A 24185-nucleotide genomic window follows, 5' to 3' on the forward strand; every position below is an offset into this window, starting at 1 on the left:
AATAAGCGCGGTGCCCGCGATGGCATCGCGTTTATGCTTTGAGCAGTACAATTACGGCACCGCTGCCGCCATCGTTGGCGCGCGCCTGGGCATAGGCAATGACTTCATCTTTTTGCATCAGCCAGTTGCGCAGTTTGTGTTTAAGCACGGGTTCTTTGTTACGCGAGCCCAGGCCTTTGCCATGCACGATACGCACGCAGCGCAAACCCCGTTTTTTGCAATCAGCAATAAATTCAGACACATATAACCTGGCTTCATCGCTGATCAGGCCATGCAAATCTATGTGTGCCTGCACCACCCAATGGCCACGGCGCAGTTTGCTCAGCACCATGGGCGATTGGCCTTCGCGCAAATACAGTAACTCTTCGCCGCTTTCTAGTTCGTGGGCGGGAATATAATGATCGCTCAACGAATCCACCAGGGCCTGTTGTTCGTCTTTAATCAGTTGCCGCGGGATCGGTTTCGGTTTTTTGGGCGCATGCGAAATGCGATTGGTTTTGACCGGGCGCGCGCCTTTCACTGCTTCGTGAAACAGTGTCAGATCATCTTCGTCTTTGTCCGGCAACTCTTGTGACATGGTTTGATTTTAATGTTTAATTTAAAAATAAAAAAGCGCACCGGGGTGCGCTTCTTCATTTCAGCAGCTAGATTTACTCCAGGCTGGTCAAATAGCGCTCGGCATCCAGCGCTGCCATACAACCGGTTCCGGCACTGGTGACAGCCTGGCGGTAAATATGGTCTTGCACGTCACCGGCGGCAAATACGCCAGGTACGCTGGTGGCAGTAAAATTACCCTGACGGCCAGTTTGCGTCACAATATAACCGCCTTCCATCTCCAGCTGGCCTTCAAAAATCTGCGTATTTGGCTGGTGGCCAATGGCGATAAACACACCTTTGAGTGCAATATCTTTGGTGGTGCCAGCGTTGACATCTTTCACGCGCATACCAGTCACGCCAGTGTTGTCGCCTAATACCTCATCCAGCGTGTGGAAGGTTTCGAGGACGATCTTGCCTTCCTTGACGCGGTCCATCAGTTTATCGACCAGGATGGCTTCGGCCTTGAATTTGTCTCGACGGTGTACCAGCGTCACCTTGCTGGCAATATTAGCCAGGTACAAGGCTTCTTCAACAGCCGTATTGCCGCCGCCAATCACGGCGACTTCCTGGTTGCGGTAGAAAAAGCCATCACATGTGGCGCAGGCAGATACGCCTTTACCGGCAAAGGCTTCTTCACTTGGCAAGCCCAGGTATTTGGCCGACGCACCCGTAGCAATAATCAAGGCATCGCAGGTGTACTCACCGTTATCACCCACCAGGCGGATCGGTTTTTCTTTGAGGTGCGTGGTGTGGATATGGTCAAAAATCATCTCGGTATTAAAACGCTCGGCGTGTTGCTGAAAACGCGCCATCAACTCCGGACCCATGACGCCATTGGCATCGGCAGGCCAGTTATCGACCTCAGTGGTTGTCATCAGCTGGCCGCCTTGGGCCAGGCCGGTAATCAACACCGGGTTGAGGTTTGCGCGAGCAGCATAGACCGCTGCGGTGTAGCCAGCAGGGCCTGAGCCAAGAATCATTAAACGGGCATGTTTTGTTGCCATGATGGGATTTCCAGTGTTTGGTGAATTATTTTTATGTAGATGGGGATGGGCATCTGTGATTTAAATGCCCATCTCACTTAATGTCTATGAAGAAAGGTTGCAGTCGTCTTACTCCAGCAAACTGCGTAACATCCATGCTGTTTTTTGGCTTCGGCATAACCTGAAGGTTAGCCTACACCGAAAAACAGCATCGATTATCTATTATTCCAGCAAGCTCCGTAACATCCATGCTGTTTTTTCATGCAGTTGCAGGCGTTGGGTCAACAAGTCAGCCGTGGCTTCGTCAGAGGCTTTTTCTGCTGCCGGGAATACACTGCGTGCCGTGCGGCAGACTGCTTCGTGACCAGCAACCAGTTCACGGATCATTTCGTTGGCTTTAGGCACATCAATGGTTTCTTCAATCGAGGTCAGTTTGGCAAACTGGGCATAGGTGCCAGGCGCATACACGCCCAATGAACGAATACGCTCCGCCACCAGGTCAACCGCCAGTGCCAGCTCGGTGTACTGGGTTTCAAACATCAGGTGCAACGTGTTGAACATTGGTCCAGTGACGTTCCAATGAAAATAGTGCGTTTTCAAATATAAAGTGTAGGTGTCAGCCAGCAGTTTGGACAAACCCTGCGCGATTTCCTGGCGATTTTCATTGTTAATTCCGATATCCATATGCTCTCCATGGGTGTGATTTATAGATGTGATTTGTTTATTTTAGAACCTCGTCTCCCTGACTGCAATTTGATTTTGCTATAATCATTTAAGTTCACTCTTGCAAAGAAAGAGACAACATATTGTTTTTTAATAAGAAAAAAGTTGCTAACGTCCGTCTTGAAAAAGTTTCGACGGAGAAACAGCTGCGTGATGCCAAATTGCTGCGTGAGGTGTCATGGATTGCGCTGGCCGCATTGGGTGTGTTCCTGGCGGTGATTTTAGCGACTTATTCGCATGAGGATCCAGGCTGGACACATGCGATTGGCGAACATGACATCATCCACAATGCGGGCGGGACTGTGGGCGCCTGGGTGTCAGATATTTTCCTCTCCTTATTTGGTTTTTCATCGTGGTGGTTTGTGGTGCTGGCCTTTTACATGGTCTGGCTCATGTATCAGCGCTTGCATCTGGACCCGGTTGAAAAACATGACTGGTGGTTGAATGGCGTCGGCTTTGCCTTGATGCTACTGGCGTCAGCGGCGCTTGAGTCCGGTCACCTGGTGAGTTTTCCGGCCGATTTTCCGCTCAAGCAAGGTGGCGTGATTGGTAGTGGCATTGATCATCTGCTACGCAATATGTTTGGATTTGCTGGCTCTACCATGCTGCTGCTGGTGTTGTTTGCCATTTCGTTCAGCCTGTTTACCAGCTGGTCACTGATTGCCATGAGCGAGCAATTGGGCGAGTGGGTGATCCAGTTTTACCAGTGGAGCCTGCTCAAATACCAGGATAGTCAGGACCGTAAAGTGGGTCGCCAGGCATTGCAGGCACGCGAAGAGTTTGTCGAGGCCGAGCGCAAGCGGGTTGAAGACCGCAAGCCAGTCGAGATTACGGTGCCAGAAGTGGTTATAGAGCCAAGTGAGCGCGTGGTCAAAGAAAAGCAGGCTGTGTTGTTTGCCGCGATTGAGCAGGAAGGCTTGCCGCCACTGCATTTGCTGGATGCGCCTAACCAGTCGGTTGAGTTGCAATCTGCCGAAACACTGGATTTCACCTCGCGCCTGATCGAGCGCAAGCTGATGGACTTTGGCATTGAGGTCAAAGTGGTCACGGCACAACCTGGCCCGGTGATTACACGCTATGAGCTGGACCCGGCACCTGGCGTGAAAGGCAGTCAGATCACCAACCTGGCCAAAGATCTGGCGCGGGCGCTGTCTGTGATCAGTGTGCGCGTGGTCGAAACTATCCCAGGCAAAAGCTTTATGGGCCTGGAGATTCCTAACCCTAAACGCCAGATTGTGTCGCTGTCTGAAATCATGGGTAGCCAGGCTTATGCCGACCAGAGCTCGCCGCTGGCGATTGCCATGGGTAAAGACATTGCCGGTAAGCCGATTGTGGCTGACCTGGCGAAAATGCCACATGTGCTGGTGGCAGGTACTACCGGTTCCGGTAAGTCGGTGGCGATTAACGCCCTCATTTTAAGCTTGTTGTATAAGTCAGAAGCCAGTCGCGTGCGCATGATCCTGATCGATCCGAAAATGCTGGAGCTTTCAGTCTATGAAGGTATCCCGCATCTGCTGGCGCCGGTGGTGACTGATATGCGCCAGGCCGCTAACGCATTGAACTGGTGCGTGGCAGAGATGGAGCGTCGTTACAAACTGATGTCTACGCTAGGTGTGCGTAACCTGGCCGGATATAACCAGAAGATACAGGAAGCGAAAAAGCAGGGCGTCTCGATTCCGCATCCGTTCAGCTTAACGCCGGATGAACCAGAGCCATTGGAAGAAATGCCATTGATCGTGGTGATGATCGACGAATTGGCTGATCTGATGATGGTGGTGGGCAAGAAAGTGGAAGAACTGATTGCGCGCCTGGCGCAAAAGGCGCGTGCTTCAGGCATCCACCTGGTGCTTGCGACACAGCGGCCATCGGTAGATGTGATTACCGGCTTGATTAAAGCCAACGTGCCGACACGTGTGGCGTTCCAGGTGTCGAGTAAGATTGATTCGCGCACGATTCTGGACCAGATGGGTGCAGAAACTTTGCTGGGGCAGGGCGATATGCTCTACTTGCCGCCAGGCAGCGGCTACCCGCAACGTATTCATGGCGCATTTGTCAGTGATGGCGAAGTGCACAATGTGGTCAATTTCCTTAAGGCACAGGGCGAACCAAACTACATCGAAGGCATTCTCACCAATGAGACTGAGGGCGGCGATCTTGATGCCTTGCCGGGAGGCAGTGATGCTGGCGGTGAAAAAGACCCGTTGTATGATGAAGCGGTGGCGATTGTGTTGAAGACACGCCGTGCTTCAATTTCATCGGTGCAACGCCAACTGCGCATCGGTTACAACCGTGCCGCGAGGTTAATTGAGGATATGGAACGTGCCGGACTGGTCTCTGCCATGCAAAGTAATGGCAACCGTGAAGTACTGGTAAAAGCTGGAGGAGACCATGAATAAGAGATTGATCAAAGCGCTGATCGTTTTTAGCGGCTGGTGTGTGATGTCAGCGGCATTAGCCGATGGCGTGGATGACTTAAAACAGTTTTATCAAAGCACACAATCCATGCGTGCTAACTTCAAGCAAACGGTGTTTGACCAAAAAGGGCGCAAATTGCAAGAGGTCAATGGCACCATGTTGTTACAGCGTCCGAACAAGTTTCGCTGGGATTATCAAAAGCCTTACGAGCAGCAAATTATTAGCGATGGCCGTCAGGTGTTTTTGTTCGATGTTGATTTGCAACAAGTCACGGTGCGCACGGTGGATAAAGTGTTGGGTACCAGTCCTGCCGCATTGCTGGCAGGTGGGCCAAATGTGGAAGAAAGTTTCCGCCTCTCGCGTTTGCTCGACTTTGAAGGGCTGCAGCGCGTGCAGGCTAAACCCAAGCAAAAAGACAGCGGTTTTCAGGTGGTGATTATCTCGTTTGACCATAGCAAATTGGCCGAAATGCGCCTGGTGGATGCTTTTGGGCAAAGCACGCATATTGTGTTTTCCAATGTTGAGGCCAACCCAAGCCTGAATACCAACCAGTTCCTGTTCTCGATTCCCAAAGGGGTAGATGTGGTGGGCGAGTAATCGCCTGCGCATCAAAACTAGCATGTCCTCCCTGTTTGAACCACAAACGCCTGCTTCTGCACCCCTTGCAGAGCAGCTACGCCCCAAAACCCTGGACGAAGTCGTCGGGCAAACGCATTTACTCGGTGAAGGTAAACCTTTACGCCGCGCGTTTGAGTCTGGCAAATTGCCATCCATGATTTTATGGGGGCCACCGGGTGTCGGTAAAACGACCTTGGCACGCCTGATTGCACAAACCGCAGAGGCTGAGTTTGTGCCTTTGTCCGCTGTGTTGTCGGGCATTAAAGATATCCGCGAAGCCGTAGAGCGTGCTGAGCACACCTTGCAACAAACCGGGCGTAACACCATTTTGTTTGTCGATGAGGTGCACCGGTTTAATAAAGGCCAGCAGGATGCTTTTTTACCGTATGTTGAAAGTGGCCTGATTACGTTTATTGGGGCAACCACTGAAAATCCTTCATTTGAGGTGAACAGCGCACTGTTAAGCCGTGCTCAGGTATTTGTGCTGAATGCATTGACTGAGGAGGAGCTAGCCGAGCTACTGGAGCGCGCACGGCTAAAGGTGGCGCCATCCGTCAAATTGGATGACACTGTCACCGAGCAGGTGTTGGCCTACGCTGATGGCGATGCCAGGCGCTTGCTTAACTTTGCCGAGGGCTTGTTTAATGGGGCCGTCTCGGCCAACATTGACAGCATAGACGAGTCCTTTTTGCAGTCGACCATGGCCAGCAAGTTGCGCCGATTTGACAAAGGTGGCGAAGCCTTTTACGACCAGATTTCTGCCTTGCACAAGTCCGTGCGTGGCTCCAACCCGGATGCTGCGCTCTATTGGTTGATGCGTATGCTGGATGGCGGTGCCGAGCCCTTGTACCTGGCGCGCCGCATTATCCGCATGGCCTGGGAAGATATCGGCCTGGCCGATCCACGCGCCATGCAGATCGCCAACGACGCAGCACTGACATTTGAGCGCTTGGGTAGCCCCGAAGGTGAGCTGGCGTTGGCGCAAGCGGTGATTTACCTGGCCGTGGCCGCCAAAAGTAATGCGGGCTATATGGCCTATAATCAGGCCAAGGCCTTTGTGGCGCAAGACAAGTCCAGGCCGGTGCCGCTACACCTCAGAAATGCGCCGACCAAACTGATGAAAGCGCTGGATTACGGCAAAGAATATCGTTACGCGCACAATGAGCCTGGCGCTTATGCGGCAGGCGAGCATTACTTTCCAGATGATTTGGAAGCCCAGCCGTTTTACCAACCCACACCACGTGGTTTGGAAGGTAAAATAGGCGAAAAATTGCAGCACCTGAAAGAACTGGATAGAAAAGCCAAGAAGTAGTTTGGCCACAGAGGGCACAGAGCTCACAGAGAAAACCACTATGGATGATTTGACTGGTCAGATTATCGGGGCCGCGATTGAGGTACATCGTGAGCTTGGAGTAGGTTTGCTGGAGTGTGTTTACGAAGCTGCCCTTTGCCATGAATTTGGTTTGCGTGGCATTGCATACCGACGTCAGGTTGCAGTGGATGTATTGTATAAAGGTGTAGTGATACAAGGGCAGCGCCTTGATTTATTGGTGCATGGTGAAGTAATTGTCGAATTGAAAGCGCAATTGAAACTGCCTGAGTTTGCACAAGCACAATTGATTTCATATTTAAAATCAACGGGTCTCAAGCGTGGCCTGTTGATTAATTTTGCAGAGCCTAAATTGGTCAATGGAGTAAAACGGGTTTCTCTGTGAACTCTGTGTTCTCTGTGGCTAAAACAAAGAAAGAACTTATGTTAGACATACAACAACTGAGAAATGATTTGGACAATGTGGTCGCCCGCCTGGCGGCACGCAAGTTTGCTTTTCCGGCAGCGGAGTTCACCGCACTGGAAGCACAACGTAAAACCATTCAGACCAATACTGAGAATCTGCAAGCCAAACGCAATACTGCCTCCAAGCAAATAGGCATTGCCAAGTCCAAAGGTGAGGATGCCAGTGCGATTTTGGCCGAAGTGGCTGGTTTAGGCGACGAACTAAAAGCGGCAGAAGCGCAGTTGAGCGAGATTCAGGCTAGCATGCAGGCATTGATGCTGAATGTACCTAATTTGCCGCATGACAGCGTGCCTGTAGGCCAGGATGAAAGCCAAAACGTGGAAGCACGTCGCTGGGGCACACCACGCAGCTTTGACTTTGAAGTCAAAGACCACGCTGACGTTGGTGCGCCTTTAGGGCTGGATTTTGATACCGGTGCCAAATTGTCAGGTGCACGCTTTACGCTGATGAAAGGCCAGATTGCCAAACTGCATCGTGCGATTGCCCAGTTTATGCTGGATACGCAAACCGACAAGCATGGCTATACTGAGTGTTACACGCCTTATATGGTTAACCGCGAAACTTTGGTTGGCACTGGCCAATTGCCCAAGTTTGAAGAAGACCTGTTTGCAACGCCGCATAATGACAGCAAACTGTACTTGATCCCCACTTCAGAAGTCACGCTGACCAATACCGTGCGCGACGAGATTGTGGCGGCGGATAGTTTGCCAATTAAACTCACCGCACATACGCCTTGCTTCCGCTCAGAGGCTGGTTCTTATGGCCGTGATACCAAGGGCATGATTCGCCAACACCAGTTTGATAAGGTAGAAATGGTGCAGATTGTGCATCCTGATACCAGCTATCAGGCGCTGGAAGAAATGGTTGGCCATGCGGAAGCCATCTTGCAGGCGTTGGAATTGCCTTACCGCGTCGTTTCATTATGTACTGGCGATATGGGCTTTGGCGCGGCTAAAACTTATGATCTCGAAGTCTGGTTACCTGCGCAGAATACCTACCGTGAGATTTCTTCTGTGTCTAATTGCGAAGCGTTCCAGGCGCGCCGGTTACAGGCACGTTTCCGCAATGCTAATGGTAAACCAGAGTTGTTGCATACCCTGAACGGGTCTGGTTTGGCGGTGGGGCGTACGCTGGTGGCAGTGTTGGAAAATAACCAAAATGCCGATGGTAGTGTGACGATTCCTAAAGCTTTGCAGCCTTATATGGGTGGCAAGACCTTGCTAAACTTGTAAGTTTAATCGCTGTGTTTAAGATGCCTTGGCTAACAGCCAAGGCATTTTTATTTCTGCAATCTTGTATGGGTCTACGCCCGGATCGTAAATCGGGAAGTATTTCTGCATGATCTGGTAGTAACTTCTGACCAGCTCGGTGTAAATTACAGGTGCGCCGCAGCTACAGTAACCATGTCTGGCGTTGGCGTAATAGGCCGGGTCATTCAGCAGTTGATAGCCACGCTTTACGTCGGCCCAGCTATCAGGGTTCAAGCCCAGTTTTTGCGCGATAATCCGGGCATCTTCGAGGTGGCCAACGCCATTGTTGTAGGCGGCCAGTGTCATAAAGGTGCGGTCTGGTTCGGGGATGCGGGCGGGAATACGGTCTTTCATCCATAGTAGGAATTTGGCGCCCGCCATCACGCTTTGTTTGGGGTCGAGCCGATCAGTGACATTCATCATGTTGGAGGTTTGTTCGGTGAGCATCATCAGGCCGCGTACATTGGTTGGCGAGGTGCTGTAATTGTCCCAGTGTGATTCCTGATAGCTTAATGCCGCCAGCAAGCGCCAGTCTATGTCGGTGATTTCCTGCGCGCCTTTAAATAAGCGCACATACCTGGGCAGCAGCGTTTGTGATTTACTTAAAAACGTGGTGACATCCACAGGTTTCAAGCGTTTGGTGTGACCATGGTAACGGTCCAGCAGGTTACGCAACGTGCCATCTTTTTCGATTTTTTTGAAAAAGGCCTGCACTTGTTTCAGTCGTTCTTCGCCATGTAATTTATTGAGCGCCCAGCCAATTTTATCGGCCTGGCCCAGCATCATGCCCGCATCCAGTTGCGGGTAGTTATATTGCATGATGGCGATGAGGTGATTATCTGCCACGGTAAAGTCGATCTCATTACGTGCAACAGCTTCGATCAGTTGCTCAGAACTGAGCTTGTCCGTTTCTTTCCAGGTGAGTGTCGGTGCTTTTGATTGCAACTCACGCATGCGCTCAACGAAGCTGGTGCTTTTAGGCAGCACAATGCGCTTTTCAAATAAGGCATCGGCGTTATTGGGCTCACTATTCTTGTCACGGTTATACACCACCATGGCCTGCACCTGGTTAAAGGATGGGCCGAACAAGACCTGGCGCTTGCGTGCAGGTGTGATGCTGATGTCAGCCGCAGCAATGTCAGCATCGCCCCTCAGTAGCGTCGGGAACACTTTGGCAAAACTGTCGACGACGATGAATTCGAGTTTGTAGGGAGGGCCTAGAAACTCAACAAAGCGTTTGGCGAGGTCATATTCCAGGCCGGCATAGTTATTCTGGCTGTCGATGAAGTAAGTGCTGGGGCTGTTGATGGTGACAAAGCGGATGGTATACGGATCTGGCTTGGGTTTGGTTTGTGCCAGGTGTTTTTGGCCATTGTTGTCACTACAGGCGAACAAGGTGACACATAGCGTGATCAGCATGGTTTTCAACCACACTGACCATGTTGACTTGCCTGAACAGAACTGCATAAGACCTGAGTGGCGCTTAAACGCGAGTCTCAATCTGCCCTTGGTCCGCAATCAGGATAGTACTTGCCAGTTTGGCAAAAATGCCGTGTTCAATGACGCCGGGGATATTGTTAATCAAGGCATTCAAGCGATCGGCATCCAGGCTGGCATCAAAGCGCATGTCGAGCACCAGGCTGCCGTAACTGGTGATAGATAAACCGTCTTTGGCCACATTCTGGCGCAGCTCACCGACGCCGCCAATCGCTTCCAGGCTGCGTTTGGCCGCCTGCCAGGCAAAAGGCATCACTTCAATCGGAATCGCAAAATTTTCACCAATACGGCTGACCAGCTTGCTTTTATCTGCAACCACAATGAATTGTTTGGCTGCCTTGGCCAGCAGCTTTTCCATCACCAGGTCATAGCCACGGCCTTTGAGTAAAGCATTGTCTGGTGTGATTTCGTCTGCACCATCCACATACAGGTCGATCTGGCTGAGTTGCGATAAGCTCAACACGGTGAGTCCGGCGGATTGCGCCTTGATCATGCTGATATTGGAACTGGCAATGGTGGTGATGCGTAAGTTGTCGGTGCGCTGGCGCTCGGCCAGTGCGTCGATAAAGTAATTGGCTGTGGATCCTGTGCCCAGACCTACGATCATGTCGTTTTTAACGTAGCTGGCGGCTTCCAGCGCGACGGCTTGTTTATCGTTCATCATTTATTCTCCGTGCTGGTCTCTCTAATCGCTCGGGCGTCTTGCGTGTCATTCAGTCACTGTCTGTGGACGCTTGCAGTTATAATAGCAAACTCGGCAGATTCGCCAAGAAATACTCGTCTAACCTGAGCAATAAGATTCTAACTTTTTATGGCAGTTTCACTCCCCGTCATCGGGCATCCGCAGCGTTTTTCTTTTCAAAGTCAGGGTCTGGATAGCCGGGCATTGGCCGAACTGGCCTGTGGTTTAAAAGCAACAAATACACCGCTGGTGGTGCTGACGGCGAGTGCGTTTGAAGCGCAACGCCTGATGGACGAGATTCCATTTTTTGGCAAAGATATTCGGGTACATTTACTGCCAGACTGGGAAACCTTACCTTACGATGTGTTTTCGCCCCACCCGGACTTGACCTCTGAACGCCTGGCTACGCTCTACCAACTGAGCCAGAACCAAAGCAATATCGTGATTGTGCCGATGGCGACAGCGCTGCTCAGGTTGCCGCCGGTGGCTTACCTGGCGGCGCATACTTTTATGCTCAAAAAAGGCCAGAAGCTGGATGTGGATGCCTTACGCAACCAGTGTGCGCAAGCGGGTTACCATCATGTGAGCCAGGTGATGGGGCCAGGCGAATTTAGCGTACGCGGCGGCCTGGTTGATTTGTATCCCATGGGCAGCGCGTTCCCGTACCGTATAGATCTGTTCGACGATGAAATCGAAACCATACGTACGTTTGATATTGATACCCAACGCAGCGTGTATCCAGTCCCTGAAATCCGTATGCTGCCAGCGCGTGAATTTCCCATGGATGAAGCCGCGATCACACGCTTCCGCAGCCAGTTCCGCGAGTATTTTGAGGGCGATCCTCAACGTGCAAAAATCTATAAGGATGTCAGCAAAGGCACGCCTAGCGGCGGTGTCGAGTGGTATCTGCCTTTGTTCTTTGAACAAACGGCTACCTTGTTCGATTACCTGCCTGCGCAAACCGTGTTGTGCCTGCATGGTGACCTCGATAAAGCCGCGCAAACCTTTTGGACAGATGCCAATAGCCGCTACAAGCTGATGGCATATGACCCCGAAAAACCGATTATGCGGCCAGAAAGCCTGCTGCAAAAAGCCGATGAGTTTTTCAAGCAAACGCATGCATTTGCCCTGGTGAACCAGCAGCTGGATATTAAAAAGAGTTTGCCTGCCGTCGATGTCGACCGTCGTGCAGAGCAGCCGTTACATAAGTTGCAGGGCTTTATCAGTCAGTTTGGTGGACGTGTGTTGATCGCGGCTGAGAGCTTGGGTCGTCGCGAAACCATTGCCCAATTATTTGCAGAACACGGCCTGACTTTCTCATTGGCTGAAGACTGGGCCGGATTTGCACAGTCTAACTTCCCGGTGATGCTAGGTGTGGCGCCACTGCATCAAGGCCTGGTCGATGGCGATTTGGCGGTGATTACCGAAGCTGAGTTATATGCCAGCACGGTGCGCCAGCAGCGCCGCCGCAACCAGGAAAAAGCGCGTAATGCCGAAGGCATGCTTAAAGACTTGTCCGAGCTGCGGCTGGACGATCCGGTGGTGCATGAGCAGCATGGGGTAGGGCGTTATAAAGGCCTGGTCAATATCGATTTTGGTGAAGGCGAAACCGAGTTATTGCTGATTGAATACTTTGGCGATGACAAATTGTATGTGCCAGTGTCGCAATTATTCCTGATTTCACGCTACTCTGGCGGCCCGCCAGAGAGCGCGCCATTGCATCGCTTGGGCAGCGGTCAATGGGATAAAGCCAAGAAAAAAGCGCTCAAGCAAATCCGCGATACGGCCGCAGAATTACTGAATCTTTACGCCCAGCGTGCGTCACGCCGCGGCCATGCTTTTACGTTGAGTCTGCATGATTACGAAGCTTTCTGTGAAGGTTTCCCGTTTGAAGAGACGCCAGACCAGCTGGAGGCGATTGAAAACGTCATCAAGGACATGCAGTCCGGCCGCCCCATGGATAGACTGGTCTGCGGAGATGTGGGCTTCGGTAAGACCGAAGTGGCGTTACGTGCCGCGTTTGTTGCTGTGATGGGTGGCCGCCAGGTGGCGGTGTTGGTGCCAACCACGCTGTTGGCCGAACAGCATTACCAGAACTTTTGTGACCGCTTTGCCGAATGGCCGATCAAGATTGCCGAGATTTCACGTTTCAGGACTGCCAAAGAGCAGGCCAAGGCACTCAAAGGCCTGGCTGATGGCAGCATTGATATCATCATTGGTACCCACCGGTTGATCCAGAAAGATGTACAGTTCAAAAACCTGGGCTTGGCCATTTTGGACGAAGAACACCGTTTTGGCGTACGCCAGAAAGAGCAGATGAAAGCGTTACGCGCGGAGGTTGATGTGCTGACACTGACGGCGACGCCGATTCCGCGCACCCTGAGCATGGCGATGGAAGGCTTGCGGGAATTCTCTGTCATTTCGACACCGCCACAAAAACGCCTGGCGATCAAAACTTTCCACACGCCATATTCCGATGGCATTATCCGCGAAGCGGTGATGCGTGAATTCAAGCGTGGTGGCCAGGTATATTTCCTGCATAACGAGGTGGATACTATCTACGTGATGAAGGAAAAACTGGAGAAAATTGTCCCCGAAGCCCGCATCGCGATCGGTCATGGCCAGTTGCGTGAGCGCGAGCTGGAACATGTCATGCGCGATTTTTACCAGCAGCGCGCCAACCTGTTGTTGTGTACCACCATTGTCGAAACCGGTATTGACGTACCCACCGCCAACACCATGATTATCAACAAAGCCGATATGTTCGGCCTGGCGCAATTGCACCAGCTGCGTGGCCGTGTGGGCCGCAGCCACCATCAGGCGTATACCTATTTACTGACTGACCCGGACCGCAATATTACGCCACAAGCGCAAAAACGCCTGGATGCGATCCAGTTACTGGAAGATCTGGGCGCGGGCTTCCACCTGGCCATGCATGACCTTGAAATTCGCGGCGCAGGGGAGCTGCTGGGCGATAGCCAGAGCGGTGAGATGCAGGAAATCGGTTTTAACCTGTATTCGGATATGCTCAACCACGCTGTCAAGCAGCTCAAGGCCGGTAAAGAGCCTGACCTTGATGCGCCATTAGGCGTGACGACGGAAATCAATCTGCATACGCCTGCGTTATTGCCAAATAACTACTGCCCCGACGTGCATGAGCGCCTGGTGATTTATAAACGCCTGGCCAATTGTGAAGATGATGACGCACTCGACGCCATGCAGGAAGAGCTGATTGACCGCTTTGGCCTGCTGCCAGAGCCTGGTGAAGCATTGATCGCCTGCCATCGTTTGCGTATCGCTGCTAAACCGCTGGGCATTATCAAGATTGATGCTTCAGATGCTGCCATCCAATTACAATTTAATGTCAAAGCGGACCTGGATCCGATGAAACTGATCAGCCTGCTGCAACGTGATAAACGCTGCCGTATGAATGGGCCCGATAAATTACGTGTGAGTGTACAACTGGGTAACCTCAATCACCGTGTAGAATTAGTCAAAACTTTATTGAAGGAATTTATGTAATGTTGGAAAAACTATTAGCTGCGGTGGCCACCTGGATCATTAGTGTCATTTCAACCATGGGCTACGGCGGCATTGTGTTGCTGATGGCGATTGAGTCTGCGTGCATCCCATTACCTTCCGAAATCATCATGCCGTTTGCCGGGTTTTTGGTGACTAAAGGTGAAATGACTTTGTGGGGGATTGCGCTGGCTGGAGCAATTGGCTGTGTGGTGGGCTCTATCCCGGCTTATTATCTGGGCATGTATGGTGGCCGTCCGTTGGTCGAGAAGTTTGGTAAATATGTGCTGATCAGCAAAAAAGACCTCGATATGGCTGACCGCTGGTTTGCGCAGCATGGCGAGATTATCATTTTTATTGCCCGCTTATTGCCTGCGGTACGGACCTTTATTGCATTCCCCGCCGGTGTGGCGCGCATGAATATGACGCGCTTTGTGGCATATACCTTTGTTGGTTCTTTGATTTGGTGCTTTGTACTTGGCTATGTGGGCATGAAGGCAGGCGAGCATTGGGAGGATTTAAAAGTCTACTTCCATGAGTCGCATTATGTGATTGCTGCATTGGGTCTGGTATTCGTGGCCTGGTATGTGCGCAGGCATTTTAAAAATGAGGCTGAGTAATCAGTCGGCTTCAAAAAAATAAAAAGGCCGTTATGCGGCCTTTTTATTTGAACTGTCTAATCTATGACATCAACCAATGGCAGCACTTGCCGCTTTTAGGCGAGCATGGTTTCTGCCTCTGAGTTGTCAGCCTGATCATCATCCGCAGCGGCTACAAGCGCTAACAGGTTGAGGTCCGCATGCACAATCACATGCATTGGGGTCGAAGGATCTACAGTGGCGTTGGCAGCCACACTTGCCAACATGAGTACACTGCAAGCGAATACCTTTGATAATACAGATTTCATTCATCACCCCACTGAATTGATATTGAAATAAGACTCTATCAAAGCTAGGCAAGAGATTTAAATAGCTCTTTAAGGCCAACGATTTAACAATTTAAATGGTGTACCCAGGTGAGCGGCGTCCTGTGAGTCGGTATTTGAACGGGCACAGAGCGCACTCATTTCCAAGTGACCACTTGAGACAAGACTCTACGCGTTTTCACTTTCGGCTCGTGTTTACGGTAGCCAAAGGCGACCATATAAGCCAAACCATATTCCTGTAAATTAACGCCAAATTGCTCGGCCAGCAGGGCGTCAGTTTCTTTTTGTTTAAAGCCTTCAATTGGGCATGAGTCTATACCGCGCATGGCCGCCACTGTCATCATATTTGCCAATGGTAGATAGCATTGCTTGCTGGCCCAGTCGAACAGTTTTCTATCATCCGTGAGGTCAAAGTCTGATTGCTGGAACTGCTTGTAAAAGCCCAGGCGCATATTGGCGATGTCTTCCGGGTGGTGCTGCACGTCACGCATAAATTGTGGCAAGTAAGGGCTATCTGCATCCAGGAACGGCGATTTCATCGCCAGGCACAACACAAAATGGCTCGCTGTATCCAGCTTGAGCGGTGCGCCCCAGGCATGTTGTTTAAGGCTTTCGCGCAGTACCTTGTCTTGTACCACGATAAAATGCCAGGGTTCAAAACCGAATGAGCTGGGTGAGAGACGGGCAGCTTCCAGAATTAACTCAAATTCTGCGGCGGGAATCTGTTTACTGGCATCAAACTCCTTACAGGCATGGCGGAAGTTAAACGCGTCCAAAATAGCTTGTTTTTCTATCATCATGTTTCCTTAGGGCATCTCAACAGGCGCTAATTGGCCTGTGCTTAAAAATAGAATTGCGGTTTTAACCGGCAGGCCTTCAGCCTGAAATAACTGCGCATAGTCAGCCAATTGCAATTTGAATGTGCTGGCTAATACGGTGAGATCATCCTTGGCTGATACTGGCATGGATTTATAGTCGACAATCCAGCGCACGCCATTGGCGACAAACGTCCGGTCTATGACCTTTTTACCTGCGCTGAGTTGCTCAATCGCCAATTCCGAAGCGGCTTGTGTATGCGGCTGTAATACCCAGCGCCCCTCTGTGGATTGCAACGTGGTCGTTAACAGCGTCGCCACCTGGCTCGCGCCCTGGCTTGCTTCGCTGTCCGTATAACCTTGTTGTTTAAACCAACGTTGCATAGGGGGATGCAGCGACAGAAATGCATTTTTCTCATGCGTTTGCCAGGCCGCTAACCCTTGTTCAGCCACCAGTTGCAAATACAAGTGGGCGAGGGTACCGATATCAGCCTCTAGTCGGCTGGCTTTACTTTCACTGGCTTCCGCTTGGTAGCCTGTATTTGCTTCGTGCTGGCCGGCCTGCAATATCGCTGGCGTGCTGGCCTCGCGTAAGCGGATCAGCTTGGGTACAAATTGGCGAATATCGGCTTCTTGCTGCGCGCTTGGATAGCGGCTGACGATATCGTGTTCGCTGGCAAACCACGCTTGGATAGCAGGCCAGAGCAGGTGCAGAAAACTGTTTTTGCGTGCTTGTGGTTCGCCGCTTTTGTCTGGCTTGGCGGCACCCAGCAAATGCAATTGCCGCTCGGCGCGGGTCGCTGCCACATACAGCACGCGCGCATCTTCATAGCTGGCGCGGGTTTTATCCAGGTCGTTTAAATAGTCATAGGCGGTGATGCTGGCCTGCTGGCGTTTGAGCGCTGTCGGCACAAACGGTGCGGCGACCAGTTCGGTATGGCCATTCTCCATGGGGACTTCTTCCCAGATCACCAGCTTGGCGTCGTCAGGCGGATTGCTGCCATCCAGGCCGGGCAGGATCACGGTGTCAAACTCTAGCCCTTTGGATTTGTGGATGGTCATGAACTGCAAACTGGCATCTGCTTTGGCGTCGGGTGCGGCGTAGAGTTTTTGTACATCTTCAGCCAGTGCTTGCGGATTAAACTGGCCGTGTTGTTCTAATGCGGCGATACGGGCAAAAAAGGCCTGCACATCCTGCACATCACTTTCATTCCACAGGCAATGCGCGCCGCCCAGCCGCAGCCAGGTGTTATGCACCCAGCGGCTGACCGAGGTGCGGCCACGCCAGTGTAGTGCGCTTTGCATCACGTCGCGCACATGGCGCGCGCGTGCCTGACCATCTTCACTCAATCGCGCAAGTACTTGTTCATTTTGCAGCAGGCTGAGCACACTGCGTTGGCCATCCTGTCCAATCAGCGCATGCATATCGGCCAGCGTCAGCCCGCACCAGGGTGCACGCAATAGTGCCAGCCAGTGCACGCGGTCGGCGCGTTGATGCAGCGCATGCGTCAGCGTGAGCAGGTCCTGCACAATCTGGCGATTGGCTAATTCTTCAATTTCTACCGCCTGGAAGCTTAACTCGCTGTGGTTCCTGCGCATTTCCGTCACCAGTGTATGCAAATGTTTGCGCGCGCGTACCAGCACGGCAATGCTGGCGCCAGGTTTATCGGCGCGTGTTTGCTGGATGATGCGGATAATCTGCTCGGCTTCCAGGTGGCGGATATCGGCCGGTTCTTCGTCTTCGCTATTCACTGGCATGATCAAGGGGTGCACAAATACACCCGCACCAGTGGCCTCGGCCCGCGTGGCGACAAATGGCCGGTAAGCAATTGCGCCTTGCTGTGGCGCATCGTGCGCTGGCAGCATGCCGGCAAAGGTCTGGTTGATCCATTCCACCACAGGCGGGCAGGAGCGGTTATTGCGCCACAGTTTGAGCGGTGTCAGCGCAATGTCGGCGATGCCGTGGAGTGCCGCATTGAGAAACAGCCCGACATTAGCTTTGCGGAAACGGTAAATCGACTGCATCGGGTCGCCGACAGCAAACAGCGTACGGCCATCGCCCGGCTGCCAGCCGCGCGTTAGCGCCTTGAGCAGGTCGATCTGCATTGGGCTGGTATCCTGAAACTCATCGACCAGTAAATGCTGGATGCGGTAATCCAGCCGCATGGCCAGCTCGGTGGCTTCATCGCCTTCTTGCAGTGCCTGAAACGCGCGTTGGGCGATTTCGACAAAGTCGACTTCATTTTGCGCCTGGAAACATAGCCACAATTGCGCGGCAGCAATATTCAATAACTGGCTCAGCGCCTGAATCATGGCGTCGTCTGAACCATCAGCATCCGGTAACAGGCGGATGCGTGCCAAGTGACGTTCATTGTCGCTGTGCTGGGCCAGGCCAGCCAACAGTTCAGTCAGGGCTTCTTTATAGGGTTTGGCCTCGTCGGTTGCTGGCAAGCCCATATTTTTATCCAGCCGTTTGCGCAAGCCACCACTACTGGTGAGTAGCAATTCTGTCAGCGCGCGCCAGGCAGGCAGGTCTTCTATGCTGGCAGTTAATGGTATTTGCCAGTCCAGTAAAGCCGATAACGCATGCTCAGGCGGTAATTGGCTGGCCGCGTAACGCGCAATCGGCATCAGCGCTTGTTGCAGGCGGGCAGGGATGGCCGTCAGCGCTGCTTGCAATTCGCTTTCTATTAGGTAAATCAAGGCCGTTTGTGCCTGCGTATGGTCTTTGGCCTGACTTAAATGCAGCCATTGCTCACGCTTGGCCAGCATGGACATGAGCAGGCTTTCCAGCCTGGCCTGGTCGTTATCCATATAGCGTAGCACACGGCGCACAGGTTCGCCCAGGCTGTCTTCATCCATGGTTTGCAGCGCCAGGCCAGCTGCTTCACGGTAATATGCCCATGCGTCTTCGGTAACGGCTGGTTGTGTGCCAAAACGGCTCAATAAGGGCATTTGGCGCGCCAGGTTGGCGCACAACGAATCGATGGTGTAAATGCGCAGGCGCGCCGGGCTTTCCAGCAAATGCCATTGCAACTCAGCTGAACGCTGCAAGGCTTGTTGCCCCAGGGCGTAAGTGATCTGTTTATGTGGTGCTTCCGGCGGCACGCCAGCCGCGGCCAGCAACAGGCTATCTAGGATACGCGCCCGCATTTCCGACGCAGCCTTATTGGTAAAGGTAATGGCGATAATTTCTTCTGGTGCCTGCACCGTTTGCAGCAGCTTGAGAAAGCGCTGCGTCAGCAGCTCGGTCTTACCGGCACCGGCCGGGGCTTCGACAATAAAGGATTCGACATCCAGCGCACGTTCACGGTTGGCCGCATCCAGCGCCAGCGCTTGCTGAAAGTCGGATTCAGTCATTTTCATGCGGTGCCTCCCGCCTGAAGGTGCTCAAATTGTAATTGCCGTTCTGGTAGACGTAACAAGGGCAGCACATCGCAATAGCCCAGGTCTTGCTCCGACTCAAATACCACGGCGGCTTCACCAGCTTTGAGTGCTTGCGCCGTGCGCGTAATTTGGGTGTGCCAATGCGCCAGCACCGATGGCCAGTCAGGGAACTGTGCAGGGTCAAACAATTTATTCTTCTCGTGGTTAAAGGCTTTGATGCCGGGCACGATGTCGTCTTCGGCGGCAACACCGGCAAAGCCGCCATCGGTCAGTCGCAGCTTGCCAAAGCAGACGGCAGCAATGTCGGCATCTTGTAGCAAGAAGGCGGCATAAATCGGTAATTGTGGTTCGCTGATTTTGTCTGACGCCCAGTTTTTAAAATCGGGCATGCTGCCGGTTTTGTAATCCACCACCACCAGCCGGCCATCGTCCAGCGTATCGACGCGGTCAATCACCAGTTTGACCTGTATGCCTTCAATCAGCGGTTTGTAGACTTGTTCGACTGAGGTCACAGCGAACGCTTGCGGACGTTCGCGTTCCACCTCCCATAACCAGGTCAGCGCCAGCTTACTCAGGCGCTCGGCTTCCAGTTGGCAAAACACGACAGAGAATGGTTGCGCGAACTCAGTATTAAACGCGGCGATGACCTCAGCCGCAATCTGGTCCAGTTGGGTTTTTAAAGCTTCTATATTGACGGCCTGCCAGTCTAGTGTCGATTGCTGCGACCAGAACGCCGCCAGTACGCGGTGAATCAGGTCGCCGCGTTGCATGGCATCCAGCCCGTTATGCGGCGTTTCCAGTTTGCGTGCCTTGAGGCGGTATTGATAAAACGCCCAGGCCGGGCAGAGCGCCTGCGCGCGCAGCAAGCCTGTGCCGCCGCTGATATGTTCGCCTTCCAGTATAGGCGGGGCCTGATGGTCATCCAGCCATTGCCAGTCTTGCGTGCTATTGCCTGCCAGCGTTTCCGCCAGCGTGGCGGCCCCCACGGTGGCCGTTACTTCCGGGATGGCCTGGATCAGCGGGCTCATACGCAGCAAACGGTCACCATCCTGGCGAGCCGACGAAAAAATGATTTGTTTGGCCGAACGTAGCAGGCGCTGCTGAATCTGGCTGGCAAACGCCATTTGCACTTCGCTGCTGGCATTGGGGGTGCCTGCCTGCCGCTGTAATTCAGCCGGAATCAGCGCGTTGGTACGTGACAATGGCGGCCATACATGGTCGTTCATGCCCATCACCCACACGCCATCCAGCGGCTGTGCACTGGCTTCCAGCATGCCCATGATGGTGATATTCGGTAGTCGCACGGTTTGTGGCTGGAAAATTTGTGCCTGGCACAGTTGCGACAGCCTGTGTAAGGCGCTCATGGCATCGATAGGCCCCAACCAGCCATCGAGTGCCGACAGTTGCGTCAATACCGCTTTAAACTTGGTCTGGCATTGATGTTCATGGCTGGATAAGCTTCGCTCGCCAGGCCAGTGCGTGGCTGTCAGCAGTTCAGTAAAGCTTGCCACCCAGGCCGAAGGGACTTGCTTGCGCGGTGTTTGTTTGGCTTGTGCTAACAAGCTGGTGAGGTCTGCGTGTAACGCAGGGCACAGAATCGGGTATTCATCCTGCTGCTTGCGCGCCACAAAGCGGGCAAAGGTATAGGCGTTGACTTGCAGCGGCAACTGGCGGCGCATTTCGGCATCCAGTGCGGCGCGCGCGTCGGCTTCATAGAGTGCTTGTGACCAGTAAATATCTGCCAGTAATGCAGACAGTTCGGATTGAGGCAATGGCGTGGCCTGGAATGCCAGGCGCAGCACATTCAGTGCGCTATGCACTAACGGCCAGCGACTCAACGGCAGCCCGAGTGAAAACTCATAACAGCGTGGTAATTCTGCCTGCGCTGGATGCAGGGCTTCCGGGTGGAAGGTATCGTCGAGCAGGTTGGCCAGGATTTCGCGTTGGCTATCCAAATCGGGCACGACCAGGGCCAGTTTTGCTTGCGGGTCAGCGGCTAGTTGTTGCTGCGCCCAATGCACCGCCGCGCGCATTTCGTCCATGGCCTCGGCAAATGTCATGCGTTGTGTCTGTTGCGCAGGCACGCTGTTGTCAAATGTTGTGATCTGCACGCCTGCGGATTGCAGTATGGTGATGAGTGTCTGCACATGCGGATTGATACGATCAAATCCAGCCAGTTGTATGCTGGCAGGCAAGGGCAGTGCATGCTGACTGAGCTGTTCTAGCTGCCAGGTCTGGTAACGCACGCTTTCCCGAGTGCCACTTTGCTTGCATAAGGTTTGGAACTGCTGGCGCCACTGTAGAAACTGCCGTGTTTCCTCGCTGACTGTCGCCATGTCCAGGCTGATATTCCACTCAATCAGGTAGCGGTTGGCCTCCATGGCCGCGCTGGCCAGGCCATTGGTATTAAATAAATCGATAGCCGCATGCTGGCGTAAACAGTGCTGAATCGCCTGTTCCCAAAGCAGCGCTTCTTGTGTACTGGAAAGCATGCCCAGAGGCGCTTGGGCGATGTCGATTTGCCCACACAAGATGGCGTATTCCAGGCGCTGGTTGAGCCAGTCTTGCAACGGGAATACCTGTGGCGCTTGCCATTGTGACTGGCCTTGTTGCTGATAGGTTTGCTGTAACCATTGCCGGATGCCTTGTGCCAGGCGTGCCGAGGCGCAGAGAACCACAGGTGCGATGTCGGGATTGGCAGCAAGCGTCATGAATAGATATCAGCAGGAATTATTATGTTCAGCGCAACATTTTATAAGATAATGCGATGAACAAACGATAAAAAACTTGCGGAGTAGTGACATGTCGGCTTTTGCCAAATTTTTAAAATGGGTTTTCTGGATAATCCTGCTGCCGGTTGTATTGCTTGGTCTCTATACCTGGGGCAGCCTGAGCTGGGTATATTCTGACGGCGAGCGCATCGGCTATGTGCAAAAGCTGGCCCATAAAGGCTGGGTGTGTAAAACCTGGGAAGGCGAGTTGGTATTGGTGACTGTGCCGGGCACACAGGCCGAGAAGTTTTACTTTACTGTGCGCGATCCTGCCGTGATTAGCAAAGTGAATCAACTGGCCGGGGAGCGGGTACGCGTGATGTACAAAGAGCATAAAGGCGTGCCTTCTAGCTGCTTTGGCGAGACCAGCCATTATGTTTATGATGTGGATGTCATTAAAGAAGATTGACGCGTAGCGTGTCACTTTTTGTTGTTGCCAGCTTTATTCAGGCCTGCTGCTGGTCGGTTGAGCGTTTGCCACGGGCAGGCGAGTCGGTGGCAGCGACTGCTATGGCTAGCGAGACTGGCGGCAAAGGCTTCAATGTGGCCGTGGCCGCCCGCCGACTGGGAGCCCCAGTATCGGTCATCATCGCACTCGGTGAAGATGCCGCAGCAGAGGCTGCTTTACAGGTATTGCAACAACACGCTATTGCGCCGATTTACGCTTATCGGCTGTCGCCACAATCAGGCCATGGCGCAGGCTTGATCGGCGCCGACGGCGCCAATATGGTCAGTGTCTATCTTGGCCCTAACCGTTTGTTAACGGCAGCGCATGTTGCCAATGCGGCAGCCTCTATACAAGCGGCAACACTGGTCTATGCACAGTTTGAGACTTCATTGGCGGCGATTGAGAGCGCTTTTGCATTCGCCAGGCAAGCCGGGCGGCAGACTGTATTGAATCCTTCTCCCTGGCAGGTAATTCCGCCTGCTCTACTTGCGCAGACCAGCATGCTTATATTAAATCAATCTGAGGCAGCACAGTTGCTGGCGTGGCCTGCCGAGCTTATGACGCAGACGCCTGAGATCGCAATGAATGCATTACAACAAGCGATCAGCCGGTTTTACCAAACGTGGTCAGGTGACTTGCTGGTGGTGACGCTGGGGGCATGGGGTAGCGTGGCCATGACGCAGGCCGGGGAGTGGATTATTTCACCCGCGTTTGCGGTCTCGGCAGTCGACACACTGGGGGCCGGGGATGCTTTTGCTGCGGCGCTGTGCGTGGCCTTGGCGCGTGGAGATGCGTTGCCACAAGCATTACAGTTTGCCAACGCTTGCGGCGCTATCGTTGCCCAACAGCCGGGCGTGCTAGGTGCCTTGCCAGACGCCGCGCAGGTCAGCACATTCATGTATCAGCGCCAGGCTACACTTCCAGTTTGATCCGGTAAGTATAGGCATCACCACGGAAGGTGCCCTCCACGTACTCCACCAGTTGCTGCTGTTGCGAGTAAGACTTGCGTTTGAGCAGCAAGCACGGGCTGCTTTGCCTGAAATCAAACACCCTGGACTCTTCATCGCTACTCATCACGGCTTCTATTGACTGCTCTGCCCAGCTCAGCTTAATGCCGCATTGCTGCTCGAGGTGGTTGTATGCCGATCCCGAGGTATCCCAGTCTGCCATGCCAGGCGCCAGTGTTAAATCATACCAGGCCACTTCGCGCGTCATCGGCACTTCATTGCCCAGGCGGATTCTGATCAGGCGCAAGAATGTCGAGGTAGAGGGACGCTGGAAAATAGAGGCGATGGTACGGTCAGTGACTACCTCATGCGAAACAATGCGTGTGGAAGCGGTAATACCTACTTCACGCATTTCTTCGGTAAAGCCTTTTAATTTACCCAAGGACGGACAGATTTTTGGCGCTGCTTTGACCAGTGTGCCTGCACGGCCATCGCTATCGATTTGTCCACTGGCACGTAACTCTTCATAGCAGCGGCGCACCGTTGTTCTACTGAGGTTCAGTGCTTCCGCCAGCATACGCTCTGAAGGCAAGCCGCTGCCATTTTCAATGGCCCCGGTTTCAATCAGCGTCAGGATATTGCGTTTGAGCTGTTGATAGTAAGGTTCAGAGGTCTTTTCACTGACCTTGAGCCTGGCAATCAATTCATCGTAATCATGCATCATCTCTGCATTATAAAACGACAAATCAATGGATGCGCATGCATTTCCGACGGCAACTTGTTAACTTAATTGTTTATATTGTAAATATTTA

19 protein-coding genes are annotated in these 24185 nt (G+C 52.8%); 9 read left to right on the top strand and 10 right to left on the bottom strand.

Features of this window, described 5'->3' with window-relative positions; all coding sequences use genetic code 11:
• Positions 1-31: 31 nt before the first annotated feature.
• The 3 genes from GQ52_RS10165 to GQ52_RS10175 all read right to left on the bottom strand — a co-directional run bounded on the left by GQ52_RS10165 (position 32) and on the right by GQ52_RS10175 (position 2264).
• Entirely contained in the window at positions 32-577 is a 546-nt protein-coding gene (locus tag GQ52_RS10165) for a Smr/MutS family protein (protein WP_047517391.1), read from the bottom strand.
• Between the two features lie 73 nt (positions 578-650).
• Positions 651-1601, bottom strand: coding sequence for a thioredoxin-disulfide reductase (gene trxB, locus GQ52_RS10170; protein WP_019882732.1), 951 nt, complete (start codon positions 1599-1601; stop codon positions 651-653).
• A 201-nt stretch (positions 1602-1802) separates the two neighbouring features.
• A complete protein-coding gene (locus GQ52_RS10175; RefSeq protein WP_047517394.1) occupies positions 1803-2264 on the bottom strand; it encodes a Dps family protein in 462 nt (153 codons plus the stop codon).
• A 122-nt stretch (positions 2265-2386) separates the two neighbouring features.
• Between GQ52_RS10175 and GQ52_RS10180 the strand changes: the two genes are divergently transcribed.
• Genes GQ52_RS10180 through serS form a run of 5 tightly spaced genes read left to right on the top strand, consistent with a single transcriptional unit; the run spans position 2387 to position 8364 of the window.
• Positions 2387-4699, top strand: coding sequence for a DNA translocase FtsK (locus tag GQ52_RS10180; protein WP_024929112.1), 2313 nt, complete (start codon positions 2387-2389; stop codon positions 4697-4699).
• Complete coding sequence (gene lolA / locus GQ52_RS10185; protein ID WP_047517397.1) at positions 4692-5315, top strand: outer membrane lipoprotein chaperone LolA; 624 nt, start codon at positions 4692-4694, stop codon at positions 5313-5315. Before GQ52_RS10180 ends, lolA begins: the two co-directional genes overlap by 8 nt.
• Before the next feature lie 22 nt (positions 5316-5337).
• Positions 5338-6648: a replication-associated recombination protein A gene (locus GQ52_RS10190; protein WP_047518690.1), complete on the top strand. Its 1311-nt coding sequence runs from the start codon at positions 5338-5340 to the stop codon at positions 6646-6648.
• 40 nt (positions 6649-6688) lie between these two features.
• Entirely contained in the window at positions 6689-7051 is a 363-nt protein-coding gene (locus GQ52_RS13770; RefSeq protein ID WP_052179160.1) for a GxxExxY protein, read from the top strand.
• 38 nt (positions 7052-7089) lie between these two features.
• Positions 7090-8364 carry a serine--tRNA ligase gene (gene serS / locus GQ52_RS10200; RefSeq protein ID WP_047517400.1) on the top strand — a complete coding sequence of 425 codons (1275 nt, stop codon included), beginning with the start codon at positions 7090-7092 and terminating at the stop codon, positions 8362-8364.
• Positions 8365-8379: 15 nt separating this feature from the next.
• Here the strand turns inward: serS and mltF are convergent, their stop codons facing one another.
• Both mltF and rpiA read right to left on the bottom strand, forming a co-directional pair.
• The gene (gene mltF, locus GQ52_RS10205) at positions 8380-9801 is read right to left on the bottom strand and encodes a membrane-bound lytic murein transglycosylase MltF (protein WP_235273143.1); all 1422 of its coding nucleotides are present in this window, start codon (positions 9799-9801) and stop codon (positions 8380-8382) included.
• Between the two features lie 64 nt (positions 9802-9865).
• Positions 9866-10540: a ribose-5-phosphate isomerase RpiA gene (gene rpiA, locus GQ52_RS10210; protein ID WP_047518695.1), complete on the bottom strand. Its 675-nt coding sequence runs from the start codon at positions 10538-10540 to the stop codon at positions 9866-9868.
• A 150-nt stretch (positions 10541-10690) separates the two neighbouring features.
• On the opposite strand from rpiA, the gene mfd reads away from it, so the two are divergent.
• Positions 10691-14083, top strand: a complete 3393-nt coding sequence (mfd, locus tag GQ52_RS10215; protein ID WP_047517405.1) for a transcription-repair coupling factor — start codon at positions 10691-10693, stop codon at positions 14081-14083.
• The gene (locus GQ52_RS10220; protein WP_047517408.1) at positions 14083-14700 is read left to right on the top strand and encodes a DedA family protein; all 618 of its coding nucleotides are present in this window, start codon (positions 14083-14085) and stop codon (positions 14698-14700) included. Before mfd ends, GQ52_RS10220 begins: the two co-directional genes overlap by 1 nt.
• A 95-nt stretch (positions 14701-14795) precedes the next feature.
• Here GQ52_RS10220 and GQ52_RS14185 read toward each other — a convergent pair whose 3' ends face one another.
• From GQ52_RS14185 to GQ52_RS10235, 4 genes are all read right to left on the bottom strand, one after another.
• Positions 14796-14987, bottom strand: coding sequence for a hypothetical protein (locus GQ52_RS14185; RefSeq protein WP_152604426.1), 192 nt, complete (start codon positions 14985-14987; stop codon positions 14796-14798).
• Between the two features lie 155 nt (positions 14988-15142).
• Positions 15143-15805 (bottom strand): NAD(P)H-dependent oxidoreductase, encoded by a 663-nt coding sequence (locus tag GQ52_RS10225; protein WP_235273145.1) that lies wholly within the window; start codon positions 15803-15805, stop codon positions 15143-15145.
• A gap of 6 nt (positions 15806-15811) precedes the next feature.
• Complete coding sequence (locus tag GQ52_RS10230) at positions 15812-19186, bottom strand: exodeoxyribonuclease V subunit beta (protein WP_047517414.1); 3375 nt, start codon at positions 19184-19186, stop codon at positions 15812-15814.
• A complete protein-coding gene (locus GQ52_RS10235; protein ID WP_047517417.1) occupies positions 19183-21918 on the bottom strand; it encodes a PD-(D/E)XK nuclease family protein in 2736 nt (911 codons plus the stop codon). Before GQ52_RS10235 ends, GQ52_RS10230 begins: the two co-directional genes overlap by 4 nt.
• Positions 21919-22009: 91 nt before the next feature.
• Here GQ52_RS10235 and GQ52_RS10240 point away from each other — a divergent pair, with 91 nt between their 5' ends.
• Positions 22010-22387 (top strand): hypothetical protein, encoded by a 378-nt coding sequence (locus tag GQ52_RS10240; protein WP_047517420.1) that lies wholly within the window; start codon positions 22010-22012, stop codon positions 22385-22387.
• 8 nt (positions 22388-22395) lie between these two features.
• The gene (locus GQ52_RS10245) at positions 22396-23355 is read left to right on the top strand and encodes a PfkB family carbohydrate kinase (protein ID WP_235273158.1); all 960 of its coding nucleotides are present in this window, start codon (positions 22396-22398) and stop codon (positions 23353-23355) included.
• Here the strand turns inward: GQ52_RS10245 and GQ52_RS10250 are convergent.
• Positions 23339-24097 (bottom strand): GntR family transcriptional regulator, encoded by a 759-nt coding sequence (locus GQ52_RS10250; protein ID WP_235273160.1) that lies wholly within the window; start codon positions 24095-24097, stop codon positions 23339-23341. The two genes, GQ52_RS10245 and GQ52_RS10250, sit on opposite strands and share 17 nt — an antisense overlap.
• Positions 24098-24185: the final 88 nt, after the last annotated feature.

It is taken from the genome of Methylophilus sp. Q8, from assembly GCF_000800115.1.
Lineage (GTDB): Bacteria > Pseudomonadota > Gammaproteobacteria > Burkholderiales > Methylophilaceae > Methylophilus.